21 protein-coding genes are annotated in these 22,893 nt (G+C 66.3%); 18 read left to right on the forward strand and 3 right to left on the reverse strand.

The window, feature by feature from the left end; genetic code table 11:
* The first annotated feature begins 2 nt into the window (after positions 1–2).
* From BMX78_RS12625 to BMX78_RS12640, 5 genes are read left to right on the forward strand one after another with little or no spacing between them, the layout of a single operon-like run.
* On the forward strand, positions 3–995 hold the full coding sequence (locus BMX78_RS12625; protein WP_091419878.1) for a 3-hydroxyacyl-CoA dehydrogenase family protein: 993 nt from the start codon (positions 3–5) through the stop codon (positions 993–995).
* Positions 996–1,022: 27 nt separating this feature from the next.
* The gene (locus tag BMX78_RS12630) at positions 1,023–1,790 is read left to right on the forward strand and encodes an SDR family NAD(P)-dependent oxidoreductase (protein WP_091419880.1); all 768 of its coding nucleotides are present in this window, start codon (positions 1,023–1,025) and stop codon (positions 1,788–1,790) included.
* Between the two features lie 12 nt (positions 1,791–1,802).
* Positions 1,803–1,958, forward strand: coding sequence for a hypothetical protein (locus tag BMX78_RS23135; RefSeq protein ID WP_170850800.1), 156 nt, complete (start codon positions 1,803–1,805; stop codon positions 1,956–1,958).
* 40 nt (positions 1,959–1,998) lie between these two features.
* Positions 1,999–3,351: an MFS transporter gene (locus tag BMX78_RS12635; protein WP_091419881.1), complete on the forward strand. Its 1,353-nt coding sequence runs from the start codon at positions 1,999–2,001 to the stop codon at positions 3,349–3,351.
* Between the two features lie 9 nt (positions 3,352–3,360).
* Positions 3,361–4,221: a triose-phosphate isomerase family protein gene (locus BMX78_RS12640; protein WP_091419883.1), complete on the forward strand. Its 861-nt coding sequence runs from the start codon at positions 3,361–3,363 to the stop codon at positions 4,219–4,221.
* On the opposite strand, the gene BMX78_RS12645 is transcribed toward BMX78_RS12640, so the two are convergent.
* Positions 4,218–5,489, reverse strand: coding sequence for a PrsW family intramembrane metalloprotease (locus BMX78_RS12645; protein WP_091419885.1), 1,272 nt, complete (start codon positions 5,487–5,489; stop codon positions 4,218–4,220). The two genes, BMX78_RS12640 and BMX78_RS12645, sit on opposite strands and share 4 nt — an antisense overlap.
* 179 nt (positions 5,490–5,668) lie before the next feature.
* Between BMX78_RS12645 and pyrR the strand changes: the two genes are divergently transcribed.
* From pyrR to BMX78_RS12710, 13 genes are all read left to right on the forward strand, one after another.
* Positions 5,669–6,256 carry a bifunctional pyr operon transcriptional regulator/uracil phosphoribosyltransferase PyrR gene (gene pyrR / locus BMX78_RS12650; RefSeq protein WP_091419886.1) on the forward strand — a complete coding sequence of 196 codons (588 nt, stop codon included), beginning with the start codon at positions 5,669–5,671 and terminating at the stop codon, positions 6,254–6,256.
* A complete protein-coding gene (locus BMX78_RS12655; protein WP_091419888.1) occupies positions 6,253–7,275 on the forward strand; it encodes an aspartate carbamoyltransferase catalytic subunit in 1,023 nt (340 codons plus the stop codon). The genes pyrR and BMX78_RS12655 overlap by 4 nt, the downstream gene beginning before the upstream one ends.
* Positions 7,275–8,609 carry a dihydroorotase gene (locus BMX78_RS12660; RefSeq protein WP_091419889.1) on the forward strand — a complete coding sequence of 445 codons (1,335 nt, stop codon included), beginning with the start codon at positions 7,275–7,277 and terminating at the stop codon, positions 8,607–8,609. The genes BMX78_RS12655 and BMX78_RS12660 overlap by 1 nt, the downstream gene beginning before the upstream one ends.
* Positions 8,609–9,130: a PH-like domain-containing protein gene (locus tag BMX78_RS12665; protein WP_091419891.1), complete on the forward strand. Its 522-nt coding sequence runs from the start codon at positions 8,609–8,611 to the stop codon at positions 9,128–9,130. The genes BMX78_RS12660 and BMX78_RS12665 overlap by 1 nt, the downstream gene beginning before the upstream one ends.
* The gene (carA, locus tag BMX78_RS12670; protein WP_091419892.1) at positions 9,111–10,403 is read left to right on the forward strand and encodes a glutamine-hydrolyzing carbamoyl-phosphate synthase small subunit; all 1,293 of its coding nucleotides are present in this window, start codon (positions 9,111–9,113) and stop codon (positions 10,401–10,403) included. Before BMX78_RS12665 ends, carA begins: the two co-directional genes overlap by 20 nt.
* The gene (carB, locus tag BMX78_RS12675; protein WP_091419894.1) at positions 10,403–13,717 is read left to right on the forward strand and encodes a carbamoyl-phosphate synthase large subunit; all 3,315 of its coding nucleotides are present in this window, start codon (positions 10,403–10,405) and stop codon (positions 13,715–13,717) included. The genes carA and carB overlap by 1 nt, the downstream gene beginning before the upstream one ends.
* Positions 13,710–14,582, forward strand: a complete 873-nt coding sequence (gene pyrF, locus BMX78_RS12680) for an orotidine-5'-phosphate decarboxylase (protein ID WP_091419895.1) — start codon at positions 13,710–13,712, stop codon at positions 14,580–14,582. The genes carB and pyrF overlap by 8 nt, the downstream gene beginning before the upstream one ends.
* A 113-nt stretch (positions 14,583–14,695) precedes the next feature.
* Positions 14,696–15,013: an integration host factor, actinobacterial type gene (gene mihF, locus BMX78_RS12685; RefSeq protein WP_170850801.1), complete on the forward strand. Its 318-nt coding sequence runs from the start codon at positions 14,696–14,698 to the stop codon at positions 15,011–15,013.
* Positions 15,014–15,058: 45 nt separating this feature from the next.
* Complete coding sequence (gmk, locus tag BMX78_RS12690; protein ID WP_050054959.1) at positions 15,059–15,655, forward strand: guanylate kinase; 597 nt, start codon at positions 15,059–15,061, stop codon at positions 15,653–15,655.
* Positions 15,656–15,670: 15 nt separating this feature from the next.
* Positions 15,671–15,931 carry a DNA-directed RNA polymerase subunit omega gene (rpoZ, locus tag BMX78_RS12695; RefSeq protein ID WP_003800778.1) on the forward strand — a complete coding sequence of 87 codons (261 nt, stop codon included), beginning with the start codon at positions 15,671–15,673 and terminating at the stop codon, positions 15,929–15,931.
* A 34-nt stretch (positions 15,932–15,965) separates the two neighbouring features.
* Complete coding sequence (coaBC, locus tag BMX78_RS12700; protein WP_091419898.1) at positions 15,966–17,207, forward strand: bifunctional phosphopantothenoylcysteine decarboxylase/phosphopantothenate--cysteine ligase CoaBC; 1,242 nt, start codon at positions 15,966–15,968, stop codon at positions 17,205–17,207.
* A gap of 87 nt (positions 17,208–17,294) precedes the next feature.
* Entirely contained in the window at positions 17,295–18,530 is a 1,236-nt protein-coding gene (gene metK / locus BMX78_RS12705) for a methionine adenosyltransferase (RefSeq protein WP_050054961.1), read from the forward strand.
* A gap of 107 nt (positions 18,531–18,637) precedes the next feature.
* The gene (locus BMX78_RS12710) at positions 18,638–20,785 is read left to right on the forward strand and encodes a primosomal protein N' (protein WP_286138933.1); all 2,148 of its coding nucleotides are present in this window, start codon (positions 18,638–18,640) and stop codon (positions 20,783–20,785) included.
* Positions 20,786–20,880: 95 nt separating this feature from the next.
* Here BMX78_RS12710 and BMX78_RS12715 read toward each other — a convergent pair whose 3' ends face one another.
* Together BMX78_RS12715 and BMX78_RS12720 are read right to left on the reverse strand one after the other, a co-directional pair.
* A complete protein-coding gene (locus BMX78_RS12715; RefSeq protein WP_091419900.1) occupies positions 20,881–21,963 on the reverse strand; it encodes a glycosyltransferase family 4 protein in 1,083 nt (360 codons plus the stop codon).
* Positions 21,960–22,889 (reverse strand): alpha/beta fold hydrolase, encoded by a 930-nt coding sequence (locus BMX78_RS12720; protein ID WP_091419901.1) that lies wholly within the window; start codon positions 22,887–22,889, stop codon positions 21,960–21,962. Before BMX78_RS12720 ends, BMX78_RS12715 begins: the two co-directional genes overlap by 4 nt.
* Between the last annotated feature and the right edge of the window lie 4 nt (positions 22,890–22,893).

The following is a 22,893-nucleotide window of genomic DNA, read 5'->3' on the forward strand; positions in this document are numbered from 1 at the left end:
TCATGACCGAAACAGCAAGCACCTCAATCGCGACGGACGCGAACAGCCCCCGGAAGATCGCCGTCGTCGGCTCCGGCTACATGGGCGGAGGGATCGCCCAGGTCCTGGCGCTGGGCGGTGCCCGGGTGGCACTCGCGGACGTGTCCGCGGAGGTGGCACAGAACAACTACGAACGCCTCCTCACCGAGTCGGACCAGTTCGTGGCCGACGGCCTGTTCCCGGAGGGTTCCACCGAAATCCTGAAGCAGAACCTCTGGGCTGCCAAGGACATCGAAGAAGCCGTGGCGGATGCGGACTTTATTGAGGAAGCAGTCCCCGAAGTCATCGCCATCAAGCACCAGACGCTGGCCCGCATCAGCGCCGCCGCCAGGCTGGATGCCATCATCGGCTCCAACACCTCCACCATCTCCATCGCCGAACTGTCAGAGCCGGTTACCAACCCGGACCGGTTCCTGGGCGTGCACTTCTCCAACCCGTCGCCCTTCATCCCCGGCGTGGAAATCATCCCGCACGCCGGCACCTCTGCGGCTGCCGTGGGGGCTGTCCGCGAGCTGGTGCACGCAGCGGGCAAGCAGACCGCAGTGGTCAAGGACGTCACCGGATTCGTGCTCAACCGCCTGCAGTACGCGCTGTTCCACGAAGCCGCGCAGCTGGTGGAGCAGGGCATCGCAACGGCGGACGATGTGGACACCCTCGTCCGAACCACCTTCGGCTTCCGGCTGCCGTTCTTCGGACCTTTCGCCATAGCGGACATGGCCGGTTTGGACGTCTACAACTTCTGCTACAAGTCCTTGCAAACCGACTTCCCGGAGCGCTTCGCCACCCCGAAAATCCTGAGCGACCTGGTGGACGCCGGAAAGCTGGGCACCAAGACCGGTGCCGGGTTCCTCAATGTCCCGGCCGAGCGTACGCCCGAGCTGATCGCTTACCGCAACAAAGCGTATGTGGCCATGCAGAAGCTCCTCGAAGACCTCGGCCCCGCACCCATCAGCTGATCCAGTCCGCCTTACCCAGGAGCAACCATGAGCAGTTTTCCCGCTGAACGCACCGCCATAATCACCGGAGCCGTCTCGGAACGCGGCATTGGCCGTGCCACCGCCAACTACCTTGCCGCCCAGGGCTGGAATATCGGCATCATCGACCTCGATGACGCCCTGTGCAAAGCCGCGGCAAAGGAACTCGCTGCCCAGTACGGCATCCGCGCCCATGGTGCGGGCGCCAACGTGGCAGACGAAGCATCAGTCCGGGCCGCCATCGACTCCATCGAGGCGGAATTGCCCCAAATCGTGGCCCTTGCCAACGTGGCCGGCGTCAGTTCCCCCGTTCCATACCTCGAGTTGGACGCGGGGGAATGGGACCGGGTCCTCAATATCAACCTCAATGGCGTCCACTACGCCACCCGCCGGGTGGCCGAGTCCATGGTGAAAAACCGGATCGGACGGATCGTCAACATTTCCTCCGTTTCAGCCCAGCGCGGGGGCGGCACCTACTCCAAGACGCCGTACTCCGTGGCGAAGGCCGGCGTCATCGGACTGACGCGCTCCACCGCCAGGGAATTGGGGGAGTACGACATCACCGTCAACGCCATTTCCCCGGGCCCGATCGATACGGACATCATGGGCGGCACCCTCAGCCAGGAACGCAAGGACGAACTGACCAAGGACCTGGTAGTCAACCGGGTCGGGTCCACGCGGGACATCGCAGCAGCCATCGCCTTCCTCATCAGCGAAGATGCCGGATACATCTCCGGCCAGACGCTGAATGTGGACGGCGGACTCTACATGCATTAAAGAAGGCCGGCAATGGCGCAGAAAAGCAAGGCCGCGGGGCGGTCAACACCCGCAGCAACACCCCGAACCACCGGGCTTGGCCCCTGGACCAGGGCGCGCACCGTCTACCTGGCCGCGGGCATCCTCGCCTGCATCGCAGGGGTCGTGATGATCGTGGCCTCCCGCTAGAACCCCAGCCTGTCTTCAAAGTACTCAAAGAGGAGTTTTGATGTCTTTAGCAGCAACATCCACCAGGGAGCTCCTGGACTCGCCGGTCCTGAAATCGGCGATCTCCAAGGCCTCCCGCCGGCTGATGCCGATGCTCGTGATCCTGTACATCGTGGCGTTCCTTGACCGTACCAATGTGGGCTTTTCCGAAGCCGCACTGGGCGTCGACAAGGGCATCAGCGCAGGAGCCTTCGCCCTCGGCGCCGGCATCTTCTTTATCGGCTACGCCCTGTTCGAGATCCCCAGCAACCTGCTTCTGACCAGGTTCGGGGCAAAGGTCTGGCTGGCCCGCATCGCCATCACCTGGGGCATCGTGTCCGCCTGCTTCGCGTTTGTGCAAGGCGAGGCGTCCTTTATCATTCTGCGTTTCCTGCTAGGCGTCACCGAAGCCGGCCTGTTCCCGGGCGTCATCATGTTCCTGGCGGCCTGGTTCCCCAACAAGGTCCGGGTAAAGATGTTCGCCATCTTCTACCTGGCCCAGCCGTTCTCGCAAATGATGGGCGCACCGCTGTCCGGGTGGTTGATCAACATCGGCGACCAGGTGCCCGGAGTCCAGGGCTGGCAGGTGATGTTTTTCGTCGAAGGGATGCTGGCAGTCGTCGCCGGCGTCGCGGCCTACTTCTTCCTGATCAACAGCCCTCAGGACGCCAAGTTCCTGAACGCCGGTGAAAAGAAGGCGCTCCTGGACGTTATGTCACTGGAGGATTCGGTCAAGGAAGAAACAGGCCCGCGCGGCGTCCTTGCCGCCATGAAGAACGGCAAGGTCTGGTACTTCACCGTGATCTACTTCTGCCTGCAGATCGCCGTTTACGGGGTCACCTTCTACCTGCCGCAGCAGGTAGCCCAGCTGACCGGCCAAAAGGTGGGGCTCGCCGTCGGCCTGATGGCAGCCATCCCGTGGTTCTTCGGCATTTTCGCCTGCTACCTCATCGGTAAGGCCGCCAATACGCTGGTCCGCCGCCGGGTGTGGGGGACCGGGCTGTTTGTCTCCACTGGCCTGTGCATCTTCGGCTCGGCTTGGGCCGGCACGAACCACCTCCCGGCGCTTGGCATCGTCTTCATCACCCTGGCCGTGTGCAGCTTCCTCGCCATCGGACCCATCGCCTGGTCCTACCCGACGGCGTTCCTCACCGGAACGGCCGCAGCCGCCGGCATCGGCCTGATCAACTCGCTGGGAAACCTCGGCGGCTTTGTTGCGCCCATCCTGCGCACCACGGTTAACGGGATCGCGGCCGACTCCACCGGCTCCGCAGGCGTCTTCGCCCTGGGCGTGCTCCCTTTCCTGGCAGCCATCATGATGTACGCCACCAAGCGGTTCCGCAACAAGGCAGATGACCTGCTCCAGACCAAGTGATCGGTTGCCATGCCTGAAACCAGCACCGGAAGGGATTCGGACGTGACCGGCACAGTGTACGTCGGGGTCAGCACCAAGATGTACCTGGGTTACCGCGATTCCCTGGCTTGGCTGAAGCAGGTACGCAATGAAGTGGACTCCCGTCCGGCACTGGCGGCCGGGCGGGTAGTCCCGTTTGTGGTTCCCACCTTCCCGATACTTCCGGCAGCCGCCTCAATCCTGGCCGGATCACCGGTGCGCCTCGGTGCCCAAAATTGTGGATGGGCCGATGGGCCCTGGACAGGCGAGATTTCACCCGCGCTCCTCGCGGAGCTCGACGTCAGCCTGGTGGAGATTGGGCACGCTGAACGCCGCCGGTATTTCGGTGAAGACAGCGTGCAGATCGCACGAAAGGTCCAGGCAGCGGATGCTGCCGGAGTTACACCGCTGCTGTGCGTGGGTGAGGAAACCTGCACTTCAGGAACTGAAGACGGGGTAACAGCTTCCGCTGCGTTCGTCTTCAGGCAAGTCGCCGACGCGGTGGACGGCGACTGGGCACTGGCGTCGCGGCTCATCCTTGCCTACGAGCCTGTCTGGGCAATCGGGGCAGCAGAACCGGCCGGCGCAGCCTACGTTTCCGCTGTAGTCCGTGTACTGCGGACCTTGCTCGACGTCCGCAGCGCGGAAGCCGGCGCAGCGCTGGGGAACCTGCCGATCATCTACGGCGGATCGGCAAAGCCAAGGCTCCTGCCCACGCTCGACGGCGTGTCGGGGCTCTTCCTTGGCAGGTTTGCCCATGACGCCGCAAACTTCGGCAAGGTGCTGGATGAGGCACTCGAGCTGGCAGATTCCGGTCTTTCTGCAACTCCCTTATGGGGGCAACGCGCTTAACGCGCAACGGCGGCGCGCAGTGCCAGGATGCGCTGCAGCTGCTCCCGCTCCTCGGCCTGGTGGAGCTGGACATCGCGGCCGGTGAGGATCCGCTGGCGGGTGTTGGCCAGTTGCGTGGCGGCTTTCATGAATTCCTTCATGTGCCGCTTCCGGCCGTAGCTGCCGGCCCAGTTCAACGCGGTCCGGCGGCCTCCGAAAGTGGCGAGCAGCTCCACTTCGGCCGGAGTGAACCAGCCTGCGGCGGAGTATTCGAGCAGGCGCTGGCGGGTCAGCCGTTTCTCCGCCACCCGCAGGAGGATGATGCCGCCCACGGCAAGGAAGAAGATGGGAACCTGCACCAGGATGTAGTCGAGCAGGAATCCCTGCCCCATGCTGTTCCACCGGTTGTGCAGGAACATGGCCGGCAGGAGCCCCAGGACAAAGGCTGCCACCGCGACGCCGGTGCCTCCGCGGCGGGCGGCGAACCCCATGACCAGCCCCGTGGTGCCGGTGAAGATCGCATGGGCGAAGGGGGACATCACGCCGCGCAGGAAAAACACCTGGGCGAAATCGCTGGCAGGGTTGGCCGATTCCGCGATGGCCCTGCCGAAGTACAGGATGTTCTCGGTAAAGGCGAAGCCGCCTGCGATCGTGAATGCGAACACCACTCCGTCAACGGGCCCGTCAAAGTGCCTTCTGGCCAGTATCAGCAGGAGCAGCAGTCCCAGGGATTTGGCGAACTCCTCCACGATGGGTGCCTGGACCGTGGCCATAAAGGTCTGCAGGTCCGCTTCATCGGAAAACTGGAATCCCAGCACAAAAAACGGTTGGATCAGCAAGGTGACCGCGATGGATACTGCCGCGCCCCACGTAAAGGCAAAGTACAGGAGCCGCTTTGGCTCGGGTTCCCATTTGTCGATGACATAGACCGCCAGGAGGACTGCGGACAGGGGGATCAGGGAGGCCAGGAAACCAATCAGGAACCCCGGCGCACCCGTATTCGACAACAGGAACGGCACCACCAGGAAGAGGCTGAGGAAGGCGAGGGCGCTGCCGCCGATGGACAGGGCAACGAGGCTCCCGCCCCGGGCCCGGCCCGCCCGCATCACCGACTCCTGCGGCGGGACCAGGCCCTGCACCGGACGGCCCTGATGGCCCGGTGCCGATTGATAGTTTCCGGGCTGGACCTGGCCCATCCAGGTGGGATTTGCTTCGCGGGGCAGCGGCGTGCCGCCGCTGAAGGGATCTTCGGGCGGTCCGGACGCCGGGAAGCGGGGATGCATCGACATATCCGAAAGCCTAGGTGCCTCCCGCCGCACCTCCAAGGATGCAGCCCGGGAGCGGCGGGGAGTGTGACCAGCACCGCCTCCCTCCGGCACGGGTGCCGCCATGCCCGTGTGGTAATTTTGAGACGCACATGATCCTTTTTTAATTCCGTCCTGTGAGGCGGGGAAAGGGGAGACGAGCGTTGACTTCTGTCACCAGCGCACCGGTTCCAGCCAGGGTTGTCCTCAGCCAGGCGGACATTGACCGGGCCCTCACTCGTATCGCCCATGAGATCCTCGAGGCCAACAAGGGCTCCCAGGACCTGGTCCTGCTCGGCATTCCACGCCGCGGTTACCCGCTGGCCGCCCGGCTCGCCCAAAAGATCGCCGCTGCGGATCCCTCCGTGGACGCCGCAGCCATCACCGGCCAGCTCGATGTCACCATGTTCCGTGACGACCTCTCGCACCAGGGCACGCGCCCGCCGTACCCCACCAAGCTGCCCCGCACAGGCATCGACAACAAAGTAGTAGTCCTCATTGACGACGTCCTGTACTCAGGCCGCACCATCCGCGCCGCCCTGGACGCCCTCGTGGACCTGGGCCGGCCCCGCATCGTGCGGCTCGCTGTCCTCATTGACCGCGGCCACCGCGAGCTCCCCATCCGGGCAGACCACGTAGGCAAAAACCTGCCCACCTCCTCCGCGGAGAAAGTCCGCGTCCGGCTCGAGGAAACGGACACGGCCCCCGGCGGCACCCCCGTCAACGAAGTAGTGATCGAGGGCCGCTCGTGAAGCATCTCCTCTCCACCGAAGACCTGAGCCTGGCCAACGCCATCCGCATCCTCGACACCGCCGAGGAAATGGCTGCCGTGGGCGACCGCGAAGTCAAGAAACTGCCCGCCCTGCGCGGCCGCACGGTGGTGAACCTCTTTTTCGAGGACTCCACCCGCACCCGCATCTCCTTCGAAGCCGCCGCCAAGCGGCTCTCGGCGGACGTCATCAACTTCGCCGCGAAGGGTTCTTCCGTCTCCAAGGGGGAGTCCCTGAAGGACACAGCCCAGACGCTGTCCGCGATGGGCGCGGACGCCGTCGTCATCCGGCACTGGGCCTCCGGGGCGCCGCACCGGCTGGCCTCAACCGACTGGATCGATGCCGCCGTCATCAACGCCGGCGACGGCACGCACGAACACCCCACCCAGGCGCTGCTTGATGCGTTCACCATGCGCCGCCACTGGGCCCGCCTGGCCGGCACCGGCTCGGAAGGTGCAGACCTCAAGGGAATGCGCGTTGCCATCGCCGGCGACGTCCTGCACTCCCGCGTGGCCCGTTCCAACGTCTGGCTCCTGCGCACCCTCGGCGCCGAGGTCACCCTGGTGGCGCCACCGACCCTGCTGCCCATCGGCGTCGAAAAATGGCCCTGCAGGGTCAGCTACAACATGGACGAAACCCTCGAGCAAGGCGTCGACGCCGTGATGATGCTCCGCGTGCAGGGCGAACGCATGAACGCCTCCTTCTTCCCCAGCACCCGGGAGTACTCGCGCCGGTGGGGCTTCGACGACAACCGGCTTCACGCGCTGGACACCCTGGGCATGAAGGACACCATCATCATGCATCCCGGCCCGATGAACCGGGGCCTGGAAATTTCCGCGGCCGCCGCCGATTCCCCCCGCTCCACCGTCCTGGCCCAGGTCCGCAACGGCGTGTCCGTGCGGATGGCCGCCCTGTACCTGCTGCTCTCCGGGGACACCCGCGAACCAGCCGCCCCCGCCCTGGCGTATGCCGGCACCCATTCCACCAAGGAGAGCAACTGATGGCAGCCAACACCGGAACCTATCTGATCCGCGGCGCCTCGCTCCTGGGCGGCGAACCGGCGGACGTGCTGATCCGCGACGGCGTGATCGCCGAAACGGGCACCGGCCTCTCGGATGACGGTGCCACCGTCATCGACGCCGCCGGCCTGGTGGCGCTGCCGGGCATGGTGGACGTGCACACCCACCTCCGCGAGCCCGGCCGCGAGGACGCCGAGACCGTCGAAACCGGAACCCGGGCCGCCGCGCTCGGCGGATACACCGCCGTCCATGCCATGGCCAACAGCACTCCGGTGGCGGATACCGCCGGCGTGGTGGAGCAGGTCTACAGCCTGGGACAGGCAGCCGGCTGGGTGGACGTGCGCCCGGTGGGCGCCGTCACCGTGGGCCTCGCCGGCGAGCAGCTTGCCGAACTGGGAGCCATGGCCGATTCCCGCGCCCGGGTCCGGATGTTCTCCGACGACGGCATCTGTGTCCACGATCCCGTGCTGATGCGCCGTGCGCTGGAGTACGTCAAGGCATTCGACGGCGTGGTGGCCCAGCACGCCCAGGAACCGCGCCTGACCGCCGGTGCCCAGATGAACGAAGGCGAAGTCTCCGCCGTCCTGGGACTCACCGGCTGGCCCGCGGTGGCCGAGGAAAGCATCATCGCCCGCGACGTATTGCTGGCCCAGCACGTCGGCTCCCGGCTCCACGTCTGCCACGTCTCCACCGCGGGTTCAGTGGAAATCATCCGGTGGGCCAAGCAGCGCGGCATCAACGTCACGGCAGAGGTCACCCCGCACCACCTGCTGCTGACCGATGACCTGGTCCGCAGCTACGACCCCGTGTACAAGGTCAACCCGCCGCTGCGCACTGACGCCGACGTCCAGGCCCTGCGCGCCGGCCTCGCAGACGGAACCATCGACGTCGTCGGTACCGACCACGCACCCCACCCCAGCGAGCACAAGGAATGCGAGTGGGCCCAGGCCGCCATGGGCATGACCGGGCTGGAAACTGCGCTGTCCGTAGTGCAGCACACCATGATCGAAACCGGCCTGATCAGCTGGGCTGACTTCGCCCGGGTCACCTCTGCAGCTGCCGCGAAGATCGGCCGGCTCGAGGACCAGGGCCGGCCGCTGGAAGCGGGGGAGCCCGCCAACATCATCCTGGTGGATCGCGCCGCGCGGTGGACGGTCGAGCCCGCAAAGATGGCCACCATGGGGCGGAACTCCCCGTTCAAAGGCATGGAGCTGCCCGGCAAGGTGGTGGCCACCTTCTTCAAGGGCCACCCCACCGTGCTGGACGGCAAGCTCAACACCCCGTACCCGCACGCCGCGTCCGTGGGCGCCGCCTGATGGACACCCAGCTGCTCTCGCTGGTCATCACGCTGACCCTGATCGCTATCGCCTTCGTCCTCATCGGGCTGGGCTGGCGGAACCGCCTAAGGCGCCAGGCCGACGTCGAACAGTTGCCGATGGTGCCCGAAGCGCCGGGGGAGCCGATCGTCAGTGCCGAGGGGCAGTACGTCGCATCCACCACCGGCGGTGACTGGCTGGACCGGATCGCCGTGCACGGGCTCGGCATCCGGACCAACGCCACGCTGGAGGTCTACCCGCACGGCGTACTCTTTGACCGGGCAGGGGCGCCGGCGCTGTACATTCCCGCGGCAACCCTCACCGGGGTACGGCTGGACAGCGGCATGGCCGGCAAGTTCGTGGAGAAGGACGGCCTCCTGGTCCTGGCGTGGAGGCACGGCAGCCACGAGCTGGACACCGGCTTCCGGACCCGCCGCGCAGAGGACAGGAACGTGCTTTTCGCAGCACTTCAGGAATTGATTTCTTCGGCCCCCGCGGCTGATGCCAATAGTGGAAAGTAAGCAAGTGACAACAAACACCGCAGTATCCGCCCCAGTTTCCGCTCCTGCTGCGCTCGTCCTCGAAGACGGCCGCATCTTCCGCGGAAGCAGCTACGGCGCCACCGGCACCGCCCTGGGCGAGGCAGTCTTCGCCACCGGCATGACCGGCTACCAGGAAACCATCACCGACCCCTCCTACGCCCGCCAGCTGGTAGTGCAGACCGCACCGCACATCGGCAACACCGGCGTGAACAATGACGACGCCGAGTCCCGCCGCATTTGGGTGGCCGGCTACATCGTCCGCGACGCTGCCCGCCGCCCGTCCAACTGGCGCTCCGAGCGCTCCCTGGACGAAGAACTCGTGGCCCAGGGCATCGTGGGCATCCAGGGCGTGGACACGCGCGCCATCACCCGCCATCTCCGCGAGCACAAGACCATGCGCGCCGGAATCTTCTCCGGCGAAGCCGCGCAGGCCACGGACAAGGAACTGCTCGACGCCGTGCTGGCCAGCGCCCCGATGGAAGGCTCCCGCCTGGCCGAGGAAGTCAGCGTGGACGAGGCGTACGTCGTGGAACCGAAGGACCACGGCTGGGACGGCGAACCCCGGTTCAGCATCGCCGCGATTGACCTCGGCATCAAGGCCATGACCCCCGTACGGTTCGCAGAGCGCGGCGTCCGCGTCCATGTGCTCCCCGCCACCGCCACCCTCGAGGACGTCAAGGCCGTCAACCCGGACGGTTTCTTTATGTCCAACGGCCCCGGCGACCCCGCCACCGCCGACACCCAGGTCAAGCTCCTCCGCTCCGTCCTGGACGAAAAGCTGCCGTACTTCGGCATCTGCTTCGGCAACCAGATCCTGGGCCGCGCCCTGGGCTTTGGCACCTACAAGCTGCGCTACGGCCACCGCGGCATCAACCAGCCCGTCATGGACCGCCGCACCGGCAAGGTGGAGATCACCTCGCAGAACCACGGCTTCGCCGTGGATGCACCGCTCGACGGCGCCACCCAGGCTCCCGAGGCACGCTACGGACGCGTCGAGGTCAGCCACGTCAGCCTGAACGACGACGTCGTGGAAGGCCTGGCCTGCCTGGACATCCCCGCCTTCTCGGTGCAGTACCACCCGGAGGCCGCGGCCGGACCGCACGACGCCGCCTACCTGTTCGACCGCTTCATCGACCTGATGGAGGGCACCCGGGACGGTAAAACCGCCAACCTGTCCAAGGACCCGGTGGACTCCGCACATTCAGCCGGCGCTGAACACAAAAACGACAACAAGACTGAGGACAAGAAGTAATGCCGAAACGTACAGATCTCAAGAGCGTCCTCGTCATTGGTTCCGGCCCGATCGTCATCGGCCAGGCCGCCGAATTCGACTACTCCGGCACGCAGGCGCTGCGCGTCCTCAAGGAGGAAGGCCTGCGGGTCATCCTGGTCAACTCCAACCCGGCCACCATCATGACCGACCCTGAGTTCGCCGACGCCACCTACGTTGAGCCCATCACCCCCGAGGTGGTGGAGAAGATCATCGCCAAGGAGCGCCCGGACGCCGTGCTGCCCACCCTGGGCGGCCAGACGGCCCTGAACACCGCCATCGCGCTGGACAAGAACGGTGTGCTCGAGAAGTACAACGTGGAACTCATCGGCGCCAACATCGCCGCCATTGAACTCGGTGAGGACCGCGAAAAGTTCAAGGGCGTGGTGGAACGCTGCGGTGCCGAATCTGCCCGCAGCCACATCATCCACAGCATGGACGAGGCCCTCAAGGCCGCCGACGACCTCGGCTACCCCATGGTGGTCCGCCCGTCCTTCACCATGGGCGGCCTCGGCTCAGGCCTTGCCTACAACGAGGACGACCTCCGCCGCATCGTGGGCCAGGGCCTGCAGTACAGCCCCACGTCCGAGGTGCTGCTCGAAGAGAGCATCCTGGGCTGGAAAGAGTACGAGCTGGAGATGATGCGCGACAAGAACGACAACGTCGTGGTGGTCTGCTCCATCGAAAACTTCGATCCCGTTGGCGTCCACACCGGCGACTCCATCACCGTGGCACCCGCCCTCACCCTGACCGACCGCGAATACCAGCGGCTGCGCGACATCTCCATCGCCGTGATCCGTGAAGTGGGCGTGGACACCGGCGGCTGCAACATCCAGTTCGCCATCGACCCCGCCACCGGCCGTGTGGTGGTTATCGAGATGAACCCCCGCGTGTCCCGTTCCTCGGCGCTGGCGTCCAAGGCCACAGGCTTCGCCATCGCCAAGATCGCCACCAAGCTGTCGCTGGGCTACACCCTGGATGAGATCCCCAACGACATCACCCAGAAGACCCCCGCATCCTTCGAACCCACCCTCGACTACGTGGTGGTCAAGGTTCCGCGCTTCGCGTTCGAGAAGTTCCCGGCAGCGGACAACACCCTCACCACCACCATGAAGTCCGTGGGCGAAGCCATGGCCATGGGCCGCAACTTCACCGAAGCCCTGCAGAAGGCCCTGCGCTCCCTGGAGCAGAAGGGCTCGCAGCTGGACTTCAGCAGCGTTCCCGAGTGGGAAGTCGCCGAGCTGATCGAAAAGGCCAAGCGTCCCACCACCGAGCGCCTGCACCAGGTCCAGCGCGCGCTTCTGGGCGGTGCCTCGGTGGAGGATCTCTTCGAGGCCACCAAGATTGACCCGTGGTTCCTGGACCAGCTCCAGCTCCTCAACGAGATCTCCCGCGAAATCCGCCAGGCCGGGGCGCTCACGGCTGAGATGCTCAAGCGCGCCAAGCGGCACGGTTTCTCGGACGAACAGATCGGTGCCCTCACGCACAACTCCGAGGCCGTGGTCCGCGGCGTCCGCCAGGCACTGGGCATCCGCCCCGTCTACAAGACCGTGGACACCTGCGCCGCGGAATTCGCTGCCTACACCCCGTACCACTACTCGGCCTACGACGAGGAGGACGAGGTAGCGCTGCACGCCAAGCCCTCGATCCTGATCCTCGGCTCCGGCCCCAACCGCATCGGCCAGGGCATCGAGTTCGACTACTCCTGCGTCCACGCCTCCATGGCACTGCGCAAGGCCGGCTACGAGACGGTCATGGTCAACTGCAACCCCGAGACCGTGTCCACTGACTACGACGTCTCCACCCGCCTGTACTTCGAGCCGCTGACGCTCGAGGACGTGCTGGAGGTCATCGCGGCCGAAGAGCGCACCGGCGGCGTGATGGGCGTTTTCGTCCAGCTCGGCGGCCAGACACCGCTCAAGCTCGCCCAGCAGCTCGCCGACGCCGGTGTGCCCATCCTGGGAACGTCCCCGGAAGCCATCGATCTCGCCGAGCACCGCGGCATGTTCTCCCGGGTCCTGGACAAGGCAGGGCTGGTCTCGCCGAAGAACGGCACGGCCGTCTCCTTCGAGGATGCCAAGAAGATCGCGGACGAGATCGGCTACCCGGTCCTGGTCCGCCCCTCCTACGTTCTGGGCGGACGCGGCATGGAGATTGTCTACGACGAGCCCAACCTGTCCCGCTACATCGCCAACGCCACGGAAATCACCCCGGACCACCCGGTGCTGATCGACCGCTTCCTGGAGGACGCCGTCGAAATCGACGTCGACGCCCTCTTCGACGGCACCGACATGTACCTTGGCGGCATCATGGAGCACATCGAGGAAGCCGGCATCCACTCCGGCGACTCCGCCTGCGTCCTGCCGCCCATCACCCTGGGCGCCAACGTCCTGGAGCGGGTGCGCACCGCAACCCGGGCCATCGCCGAAGGCGTGGGCGTCCGCGGCCTGATCAACATCCAGTTCGCCCTGGCCTCGGACGTGCTCTACGTCCTCGAAGCCAACCCGCGCGCATCCCGGACCGTGCCGTTCGTCTCCAAGGCCACAGGCGTGCAGATGGCCAAGGCCGCGGCCCTGATCGGCACCGGCGTGACCATCAACCAGCTCCGCAGCGCCTACAAGATGCTGCCGGAAGTGGGCGACGGCTCCACCCTGCCCCTGGACGCCCCGGTGTCCGTCAAGGAGGCAGTCCTGCCGTTCAGCCGCTTCCGCACCCTCGAAGGCAAGGTGGTGGACTCCCTGCTTGGCCCCGAGATGCGCTCCACCGGCGAGGTCATGGGCATCGACAAGCACTTCGACACCGCGTTTGCCAAGAGCCAGGCCGCGGCCAACAACGCGCTGCCCACCGAAGGCAAGATCTTCGTCTCCGTGGCCAACCGCGACAAGCGCTCAGTGATCATGGGCGTCAAGCGGCTCTCGGACCTCGGCTTCGAGATCGTCTCCACCGGCGGCACGGCGGACGTCCTGCGCCGCAACGGCATCCAGGCCACTCCGGTCCGCAAGGTGGCCGAGGGCAGCAGCGCCGAAGGCGAAGGCACCATTGCGGACCTCGTCATCGCCGGCGAGATCGACATGGTCTTCAACACCCCTTCCGGCGGCGAAGCCCGCAGCGACGGCTACGAACTTCGCGCCGCCGCCACCTCCATCGGCATCCCCTGCATCACCACGGTGGCCGAGTTCAACGCCGCCGTCCAGGCGATCGAGGCCATGCGCACCTACGAATGGTCCGTCACCAGCCTGCAGGAGCACGCGGCAGCCCTCGCCGAGTCCCAGAAGGCGGCCCTGCAGCATGCCTGAGCAGGCAGCAGCGTCCGCGCAAGTGCAAGGCCGGGAGTCCTTCGGCTCCCGGCTCGGCGCCGCCATGGCCGCCCGAGGCCCGCTGTGCGTTGGAATTGACCCGCACCCGTCCCTGCTGTCCGCGTGGGGCCTGAAGGACGACGTCGACGGCCTCCGTGCGTTTTCCCTGACGGTCCTGGAAGCGGTGGCTTCCCTCGCTGCCGCCGTCAAGCCGCAGGTGGCGCTCTACGAGCGCCACGGATCCGCCGGGATTGCCGTCCTGGAGGAAGTCCTTGCCATTGCCCGGGATGAGTCCGTGCTGACCATTGCCGACGCAAAGCGGGGCGACATCGGATCCACCATGGCTGCCTACGCCGACGCGTGGCTCCGCGACGGTTCCCCGCTGGCCGCCGACTCGGTAACCCTGAGCCCCTATTTGGGCTTCGAATCATTGCGTCCGGCCCTGGACCTCGCGGCCGAAACCGGCCGCGGCGTATTTGTCCTGGCTCTGACCTCCAACCCCGAAGGGCCGTCGGTCCAGCACGTCGGGGGAGCGGATTCCGTGGCCCGCCGCATTGCCCATGCAGCCGGCGGGGAAAACCGCCGTTACCCCGGCGATCTGGGTTCTGTGGGACTGGTGGTCGGCGCGACGGTGGGCTCCGCCCTGGCGGACCTTGACGTGGACCTCGCGGCCATGCGCGGACCCATCCTGGCGCCGGGCCTCGGCGCACAGGGCGCCACGCCGGCCCATCTGCGCGCCACCTTCGGCAACGCCTATGGCCAGGTACTGGGAACGTCCAGCCGGGAGATCCTCTCGGCCGGCCCCAAACGGCAGGAACTGCGGGACGCCGCCCAGCGGACCCTCGACGGATTGCGCGGCGAATAGGGGGAGCCGTTTCCCCTGATCCATTGATTCGAGCAGCACCAAAGGGTAGTTTCAGGACAAGTCCAAGGGCGGCCGCCCCTGGACGTAACCGCCGAGATCCGGGGGTGCCACCCATGGTGCTTCGACCCTTATCCGCGTCCGAGCGTACAGACGCCCTGAACAAAGCGGCGGCAGCCAGGGCCACCCGCGCGGCGGCCAAGGAAAGCCTGAAGAACCGCGAGCGGTCCGCGGCCGAGATCATCAACTCGGCCATGGAAGACGAAGCCATGGCGCGGATGAAGGTCTCGGAGTTGCTGGAGGCTTTGCCCGGCATCGGCAAAGTCCGGGCCGCCGCCATCATGAAGCAACTGGGCATTGCGGCTTCCCGCAGGCTCCGCGGCCTCGGCATCCACCAGCGCCGGGCGCTGGTAGATTTTATAGACGAGAACTAGGGCTGGCTCCGGCCGCCTTCCCCGAAATCCGGCATAAAGGAATACGTGAGCAAAAAACCTGGACTGACAGTCCTCGCAGGTCCGACGGCTGTTGGCAAAGGCACCGTGTCCACCTTCATCCGGGACAACTACCCGGAGGTCTGGTTGTCCGTATCAGCCACCACCCGGGCCCCCCGGCCGGGTGAAATCGACGGCGTCCACTACTTCTTCAAATCCAAGGAGGAGTTCGAGCGGCTCGTAGCGGACGGCGAGCTCCTGGAGTGGGCCGTGGTCCATGGCCAGAACACATACGGCACCCTGAAAAGCACCGTGAACCAGGCCATCGCCGAGGGACGCTCCGTGCTGCTGGAGATCGACCTGCAGGGTGCGCGCCAGGTCAAGGCCGCCGTTCCGGACGCCCAGTTCGTTTTCCTCGCGCCCCCCAGCTGGGACGAAATGGTCCGCCGGCTGGTGGGCCGCGGCACCGAAACCCCCGAGGAACAGCAGCGCCGGCTGGAAACCGCTAAACTGGAGCTTGCTGCTGAACCGGAGTTCGACCATACCGTCATCAATGACGACGTTCGCCGGGCGGCGGACGAGCTTGTTTCACTCATGGGGCTGACCCCGCATCCGCATGGAGCGCGGGAAGCGTCAGCCCGCTAGGAATTTGGAGAATTCGTGTCCACGAACCTTGAAGGCATCATCAACCCGCCGATCGACTCGCTGCTCGAGGCAGCCGATTCCAAGTACGGCCTGGTGATCTTTGGTGCCAAGCGTGCTCGTCAGATCAACGCCTACTACGCCCAGCTGCACGAGGGCCTCTTCGAGTACGTCGGCCCGCTGGTTGACACCAAGCTAAACGAAAAGTCGCTGTCTATCGCCCTGCGCGAGATCAACGAAGGCAAGCTGGTTTCCACGCCGATCGAAGCCGCGGAGTAATCCTGCCGCCTGAGGTGCTGTTGACGGAGGTCACGTGCGCATAGTCCTCGGAGTCGGGGGAGGGATTGCCGCCTACAAGGTGGCATCACTCCTCCGGCTTTTTACTGAAGCCGGCCATCACGTCACGGTGATTCCCACGGAGGCTGCCACCCGCTTTGTGGGCACCGCCACCTGGGAGGCGCTGTCCGGGAACCCTGTCAGCAACAGCGTTTTCGACGACGTCCACCAGGTCAACCATGTCCGTCTGGGCCATGAAGCCGAGCTTGTGGTCATCGCCCCGGCAACTGCCGACCTCCTGGCCAAAGCGGCGACCGGCCAGGCCGGCGACCTCCTGACCAACACCCTGCTGATGGCCCACGGGCCAGTGCTGTTCGCTCCTGCCATGCACACCGAAATGTGGCAGCACGCGGCCACCCGCGCCAATGTGGAAACACTGCGCAGCCGCGGCGTTGCGGTCCTGGAACCGGCTACCGGCCGGCTGACAGGATCCGACTCCGGACCGGGCAGGTTGCCCGAACCCGAAGTGATATTCGACGCCGCGATGGCCCTGGTAGAGGGGCAGTCGGACTACCAGTTGCCGCTGGCAGGCAAGACCGTGACCATCAGTGCCGGGGGAACCCGCGAACCCCTGGACCCTGTCCGGTTCCTCGGCAACCGTTCCTCCGGGAAGCAGGGTGTCGCGCTGGCCGTCGCCGCCCGGAACGCCGGGGCAACGGTCCGGCTGCTCGCGGCCCACATGGAAGTCCCGCCCCCGGCCGGGGTGGAAGTGGTCCAGGTGGAGACTGCCCTGCAGTTGCGGGAGGCCGCGCTGGCAGCCGCTGCCGATTCCGACGTCGTGATTATGTCCGCCGCGGTGGCCGACTTCCGTCCGGCAGAGGTCTCCAGCACCAAAATCAAAAAGCGCGACGACACCGCCGATCCCGTGATCACGCTGGTCCGCAATCCTGACATCCTGCACGAACTCGTGGAGCGCCGGAACAGCTCCGGATCCGCGGAAGGCGAGCAGCTGATCGTAGGATTTGCCGCGGAAACCGGGGACAGCCACGGCGATGTGCTGGCCTACGCGGAAGCCAAGCTGCAGCGCAAGGGCTGCGACCTGCTGGTGGTCAACCACGTCGGCGCGGACAAAGTCTTCGGCCAGGACACCAACTCCGTGGTCATCCTGGCCCGCTCCGGCTCCGAACCACAGGAGGCGTCCGGAACCAAGACCCAGGTTTCGGCCGCCATCATCAGCCGGATCGGCTTCGAACTGAACCACGTATCGCCCCGCACCTGACTGTTCCGCGGGCAGGTCCGCTGAACAGAGTGACATCGCATGACGTCCCGTCGGGGCAGTCCGGATTCCAACAAGTAAGGTAATTGAGTGACTTTACCGCTGCACCTTCCCCAGTCCCATGGGGCCACGCCCTCCGCGCTCCGGCTCTTCACCTCCGAGTCAGTCACCGAGGGCCACCCGGACAAGATCTGCGACCAGATCAGCGACGCCATCCTGGACGCACTGCTCGCAGCCGACCCCGAATCGCGGGTAGCCGTGGAGACCATGGCCACCACCGGCCTGGTCCACGTGGCCGGCGAGGTCACCACCGACGCCTACGTCGAAATCCCGCAGATTGTCCGCGAAACCATCCTGGGCATCGGCTACGACTCCTCAGCCAACGGGTTCGACGGCGCCCGCTGCGGGGTCTCCGTATCCATCGGCCAGCAGTCAAACGACATCGCCGGGGGAGTCTTCAACTCCCTCGAAGCCCGCGAAGGACGCCAGGAAGACGACTACGACCTCCAGGGCGCCGGCGACCAGGGCCTGATGTTCGGCTACGCCAGCGACGAGACCCCGTCCTACATGCCCACCCCCATCTGGCTGGCGCACCGGCTGTCTGAGCGGCTCACGGAAGTCCGCAAGTCAGGCCAGCTGCCCTATCTCCGCCCGGACGGCAAGACGCAGGTGACCGTGGGCTACGACAAGGACCTGCCCGTCTCCGTCGAAACCGTCGTTATCTCCAGCCAGCACGCCGAAGGCGCAAGCCTCGCGCAGCTCCGCGCGGACCTCGCCTCCATCGTCATCGAGCCCGTCCTCGCCGGCGCCAACCTGGACATTTCCCGGGCAGCGAACATCCTGAACCCGGCCGGCGAATTCGTCATCGGCGGTCCCGTGGGCGACGCCGGCCTCACCGGACGGAAGATCATCGTTGACACTTATGGCGGCATGGCCCGCCACGGCGGCGGTGCCTTCTCCGGCAAGGACCCCTCCAAGGTGGACCGCTCGGCCGCGTACGCCATGCGCTGGGTTGCCAAGAACGTGGTGGCAGCAGGACTGGCCAAGCGTGCCGAAATCCAGATCGCCTATGCCATCGGCCAGGCCCGCCCCGTGGGAACCTACGTTGAAACCTTCGGCACCGAAACGGTGGATCCTGCCCGCATCAGCGCGGCCATCGCGGAAATCTTCGACCTTCGTCCGCGCGCCATCATCGACGCCCTGGACCTGAAGCGGCCCATCTACGCCAAGACTGCCGCGCACGGCCACTTCGGCCGCGACGATCCGGACTTCACCTGGGAGCGCCTGGACCGCGTGGATGACCTGAAGGCGTTCTTCAACGCCTAGCAGAACCGGTGTGCCCTGCCGGCGGCGATGCCGATGCGCCGGAATGTCTGTGCCTGGTGGTTTGCTGGCTCTGTCCACATAGGTGATGCTGAACGGAGGTGGCCGCAGTGGTTGCTGATGATGCGGCGCAACCGTTGCTGGACCTGCCGGCGGCCGTGCAGCCGTCCCTGCTGCAGGGGTTCCCGGACCGGAAACAGCAGTCCGGGCCGAAGTTCGCAGGCCACCTGCCGGTGGCCCGCGTCCTGGTGGAGTCGTCCCTGCCCCATCTGGACAGGCCGTTTGATTACGGTGTCCCTGCAAGCCTCGACAATGAGGCGCAGCCCGGGGTCCGGGTCAAGGTCAAGTTCAACGGCCAGGACCTCAGCGGCTTCATCATCGAGCGGGTGGCGGAACCCGACGCCGGCCACAGCCTCCTGCCGCTGGCCAAGGTGGTTTCCCCGGTTCCCGTCCTCACGCCGGAAATACGGGACCTCGCCACCGCTGTTGCTGCGCGTTATGCCGGAACGGTATCTGATGTCCTGCGTGTCGCAGTCCCGCCCCGGGTTGCCCGGCTGGAGAAGACCCTTCCTGCCGCTAGGGAATCCGGAGGCGCCCAGGAACCAGCGGCTGAGGCGGCCCTGCGCCAGCCAGGTAACACCCGTGCAGACGTTACCGGCCACTCCGCCTGGGCTGACTACCGCAACGGCCCGGCATTCCTGCGCCACCTGAGTGAAGGCGGTGCGCCCCGGGCTGTACTGAATCCGCTGAGGGGCTTCGGCACCTCCGGCTGGCCCCACTTGCTGGCCCAGGCCGTAGCCGCAGCCTTTGAATCCGGCCGGGGCGCCCTGGTGGTGGTGCCGGACAACCGCGACCTTGACCTGCTGGAGGACGCGGTGAAGGGCCTGCTGCCCGAAGATGCCGTAGCCCGCCTGACGGCAGAGGACGGACCCACGCCCCGCTACCAGAATTTCCTTCACCTCCTTGCCGGTACGGCCCGCGTGGCCATCGGCACCAGGTCGGCTGCCTATGCGCCGGTAAAGGACCTGGGGCTCGTTGTCTGCTGGGACGACGGCGACGACCTCCACATCGAGCAACGCGCGCCCTATGCCCATGCCCGTGAGGTCCTGCTCCTTCGTGCCGAGCAGGCAGGCGCGGCGTGCCTCCTGGCCGGCCATACGCGGAGCACTGAAGTCCAGCGATTGGTGGAAACGGGCTGGGTGCTTCCGGTGGAGGCGGAGCGGGGCATTGTCCGGCGCAGCGTCCCGCGGGTGGTGAACACAGCCGACAGTTTCGAACAGGAACGCGATCCGTTGGCCCGGATTGCCCGCCTGCCTGGCGCCGCCTGGCGCGCTGCGAAAGAAGGACTCGAACGGGGACCGGTCCTGGTCCAAGTGGCACGCGCAGGTTACGTGCCTTCGCTGGTGTGCGAAACCTGCCGGGAGCCCGCCCGCTGCGGAGCCTGCCAGGGGCCACTGGCCCTTGCCGGCGGGGGTTCCGCGGTGCCGCAGTGCCGCTGGTGCTCCACCCCGGCACTGGAGTGGGGCTGCTCCCATTGCGGTGGGCGGAGGCTGCGCAAGGGTGCTACCGGTGTGATGCGGACGGCCGAGGAACTGGGCCGCGGTTTCCCTGGTAAAACGGTGATCACGTCCTCCGGGGACCACGTCAAGGCAAGCGTAGGCCCGGGTAAGTCCCTGGTAGTGGCTACCGTGGGCGCCGAGCCGGTGGCCGAGGGCGGGTACGCGGCCGCTCTGCTTTTGGACGGCGACTCGCTGCTGCGGCGGGAAAACCTGCGCGCCGGTGAGGACACGGTGCGCCGCTGGTTCAACGCCGCAGCCCTGGTACGGCCGGCGTCCGATCACGGCCTTGTGGTCATCACGGCCTCGGAGACCTCCGCCGTGGGTGCCCTGCTCCGATGGGATCCTCCTGGTTACGCCCGGCGGGAGCTGTCCCTTCGCACGGAACTCCAACTGCCGCCCGCGGTGCGGATCGCCTCGGTCACCGGCCCCCGGGCCGCCGTCGAACACTTCACCGCTGCAGCGGCGGCGCACCTGCAACCTGCGGGGATCAGCCTGCGCACCGCCGGACCTGCCCCCGTGCTCCTTAGCGGACCCCCCTCGTCACGCCGGGTGGGGGATGACGTGCGGACCCTGCTGTTTTTCCCGTACGCCCAGGCAGCAGCCGTAACGCGCGTCCTGCGTGCAACCAGGGCAGCGACGGCCGCAAAACGGAGCGCGGAACCTGTCCAGCTTCGACTCGACGGCGTGGACGTGCTGTAGCAGCGGCGCCGCTACTTCCTGCGGTGGCGTTGTTACTTTCCGCCGCGGCGCTGTCAGTTCTTGCTGCGGCGCCGTTACATTTTGCCGCGGCGCAATTACATCTTGCTGCGGCGCTGGGCGACGATGTCGTGGGCCACGTCCACCAGCTGGCGGGCAGAGGCGTCCCACGTGAACTCTCCCGCACGGGCCAGGGAGCGCCGCGAGGCTTCCTCCCACCGTTTCGGGTCCCGCAGTCCCGTGACTGCCGCCGCGAACTGCTCCGGCGAGGCCGGATCAACATAGCTGGCGGCGTCACCGCCCACTTCCCGGAAAATGGGGATGTCACTGGCGATGACGGGCGTGCCCAGGGCCATGGCTTCTACCAGCGGCAGGCCGTACCCCTCAGCCCGGGAGAGGCTCACCAGCGCAGTGGCAGTGGACAGGAACTTCGCGTATTCCTCGTCAGTCACACCGTTGTGGAACACCACGTCCGCCCCGGCTGGAACGAGCTTTTCCAACTCGCCGCGGCGTTGCGGGGTGATCCGGCTGAGCAGGTGAAGAGTGTAGCCGGGAAGGGCAGCCATCCCGGCGACCATGGTCTCCACATTTTTGTAGGGCATAAAGGACCCCATGTAGACGATCGACGGTTCGGCCCCCGCTTCCGGTGCGCGTGGTTCCGCGGCCGGCTGGGGTGCGTTGCCGATGATCCTTACCGGACGCCGCGTCAGCCGGTATTTGGCCATCAGGGCTTCGGTGGTCCGGCTGACAGTGGCCACTGCATCGGCCCGGTTGAGGAGGAGCCGCTGCGGCCAGAAGGCCTTGTGGTACAGCCGCCACAGCACCCTGACCGGGGCGGGCAGGAAACCCGGCGGTGCAGGGTGCTCATAGTAGATGAGGTCATGCAGCGTCAGGACCAGCCCATATTTCCGGCCCCACGTGCCCATTGTCTGCATCGGGCAGACCACCACGTCCGCGCCCAGCGGGTTCACCTTGCGGGCCACAAACAGTTCGGCGGGGGAGAGCGGACTGTTGATCAGCGTGTAGGGAACATCCGGCAGGAGGGCGAGCTGCCGGATGTCAGAGACAAGCATGGAAACGTCTGCGATTTTGGCGGTCGCCTCAATCAAGCTGGCGCCGTAGCGGCTGATGCCGTCGTGGTGGTCGGTCCTGGTGAAACGAGCATCAATGAGTATCTTCACGCGGGATGGTCCTTCAGGAAGCTGCGGATGTACCGGGCGGCCGGCTCCGGCGTTTCGTAGTGGATCAGATGGCCGACGCCGGCAATGACCTCAAGTTTGCCGCTGGGCAGCAGCTCAAGAAGCCGGTGCTGGTCAGGGAGTGTTGCAATTTCGTCCTTTTCACCGGCGATGAGAAGCACGGGAAGCTGCAGGCTGGAGGCTACCTCGGCCACATGGCTGCTGACCGAGGCCGTGAAGGACTCCAGGAGGCTGTCCCGGCTGGCGAACGCGCTGAAGTACGCGTGGTGCTGGCCGTGGATAAACCGCCGCAGTTCCCGGTCCCTCGTCTTGGCCATGGCCTCACTCATCACCCGGACAATCAGCGGACTGCGCAGCAGGGCCTGCCCCAACGGGCGGGGAAGCCGGGCGGCTAGCTTGTAGTACAGCACGGCCAGCCTGGTCATGATGCCTTTTGGACCCTCAAGGGCCGGGGCGGCAATCGGATTGATGAGGATCAGGGGATGGACTGCGTTGGGATGGGCTGCGACGAAGTGCGCTGTGATGATGGATCCGAAAGAGTGGCCCAGGAGCACGGTGTCCGGTCCCAGGTCCAGGGCGGCCATAAACTCCTTGATGAACGCCCCATAGCCGGCTACGGTATGGCCGCCCTGCCCGAAGGCCTCTGAGCTGCCGAAACCGGGCAGGTCCGGCATGATGATGCGCATTTCGGGCAGCAGGTCGGCCACTCGCAGGAGTCCGTGGTGGTCACCGCGGAACCCGTGGATCACCAGGATGGTCCGGGTGTCCGGCAGCTCCTGTACGGGTTCATATGTCCAGAAAGCCACCTTCCCGCCGGCGAGCTGCACGGACGAGGCGCGGGTGCGTCCGGCCAGATGCGGGCTGAAGTAGGCGGGCGCGGCGGACTGCCCTGAGTCTGTTGTTTTCATGCAG

Origin of the sequence: Arthrobacter sp. OV608 (assembly GCA_900110595.1) — a bacterium.
Lineage (GTDB): Bacteria > Actinomycetota > Actinomycetes > Actinomycetales > Micrococcaceae > Arthrobacter.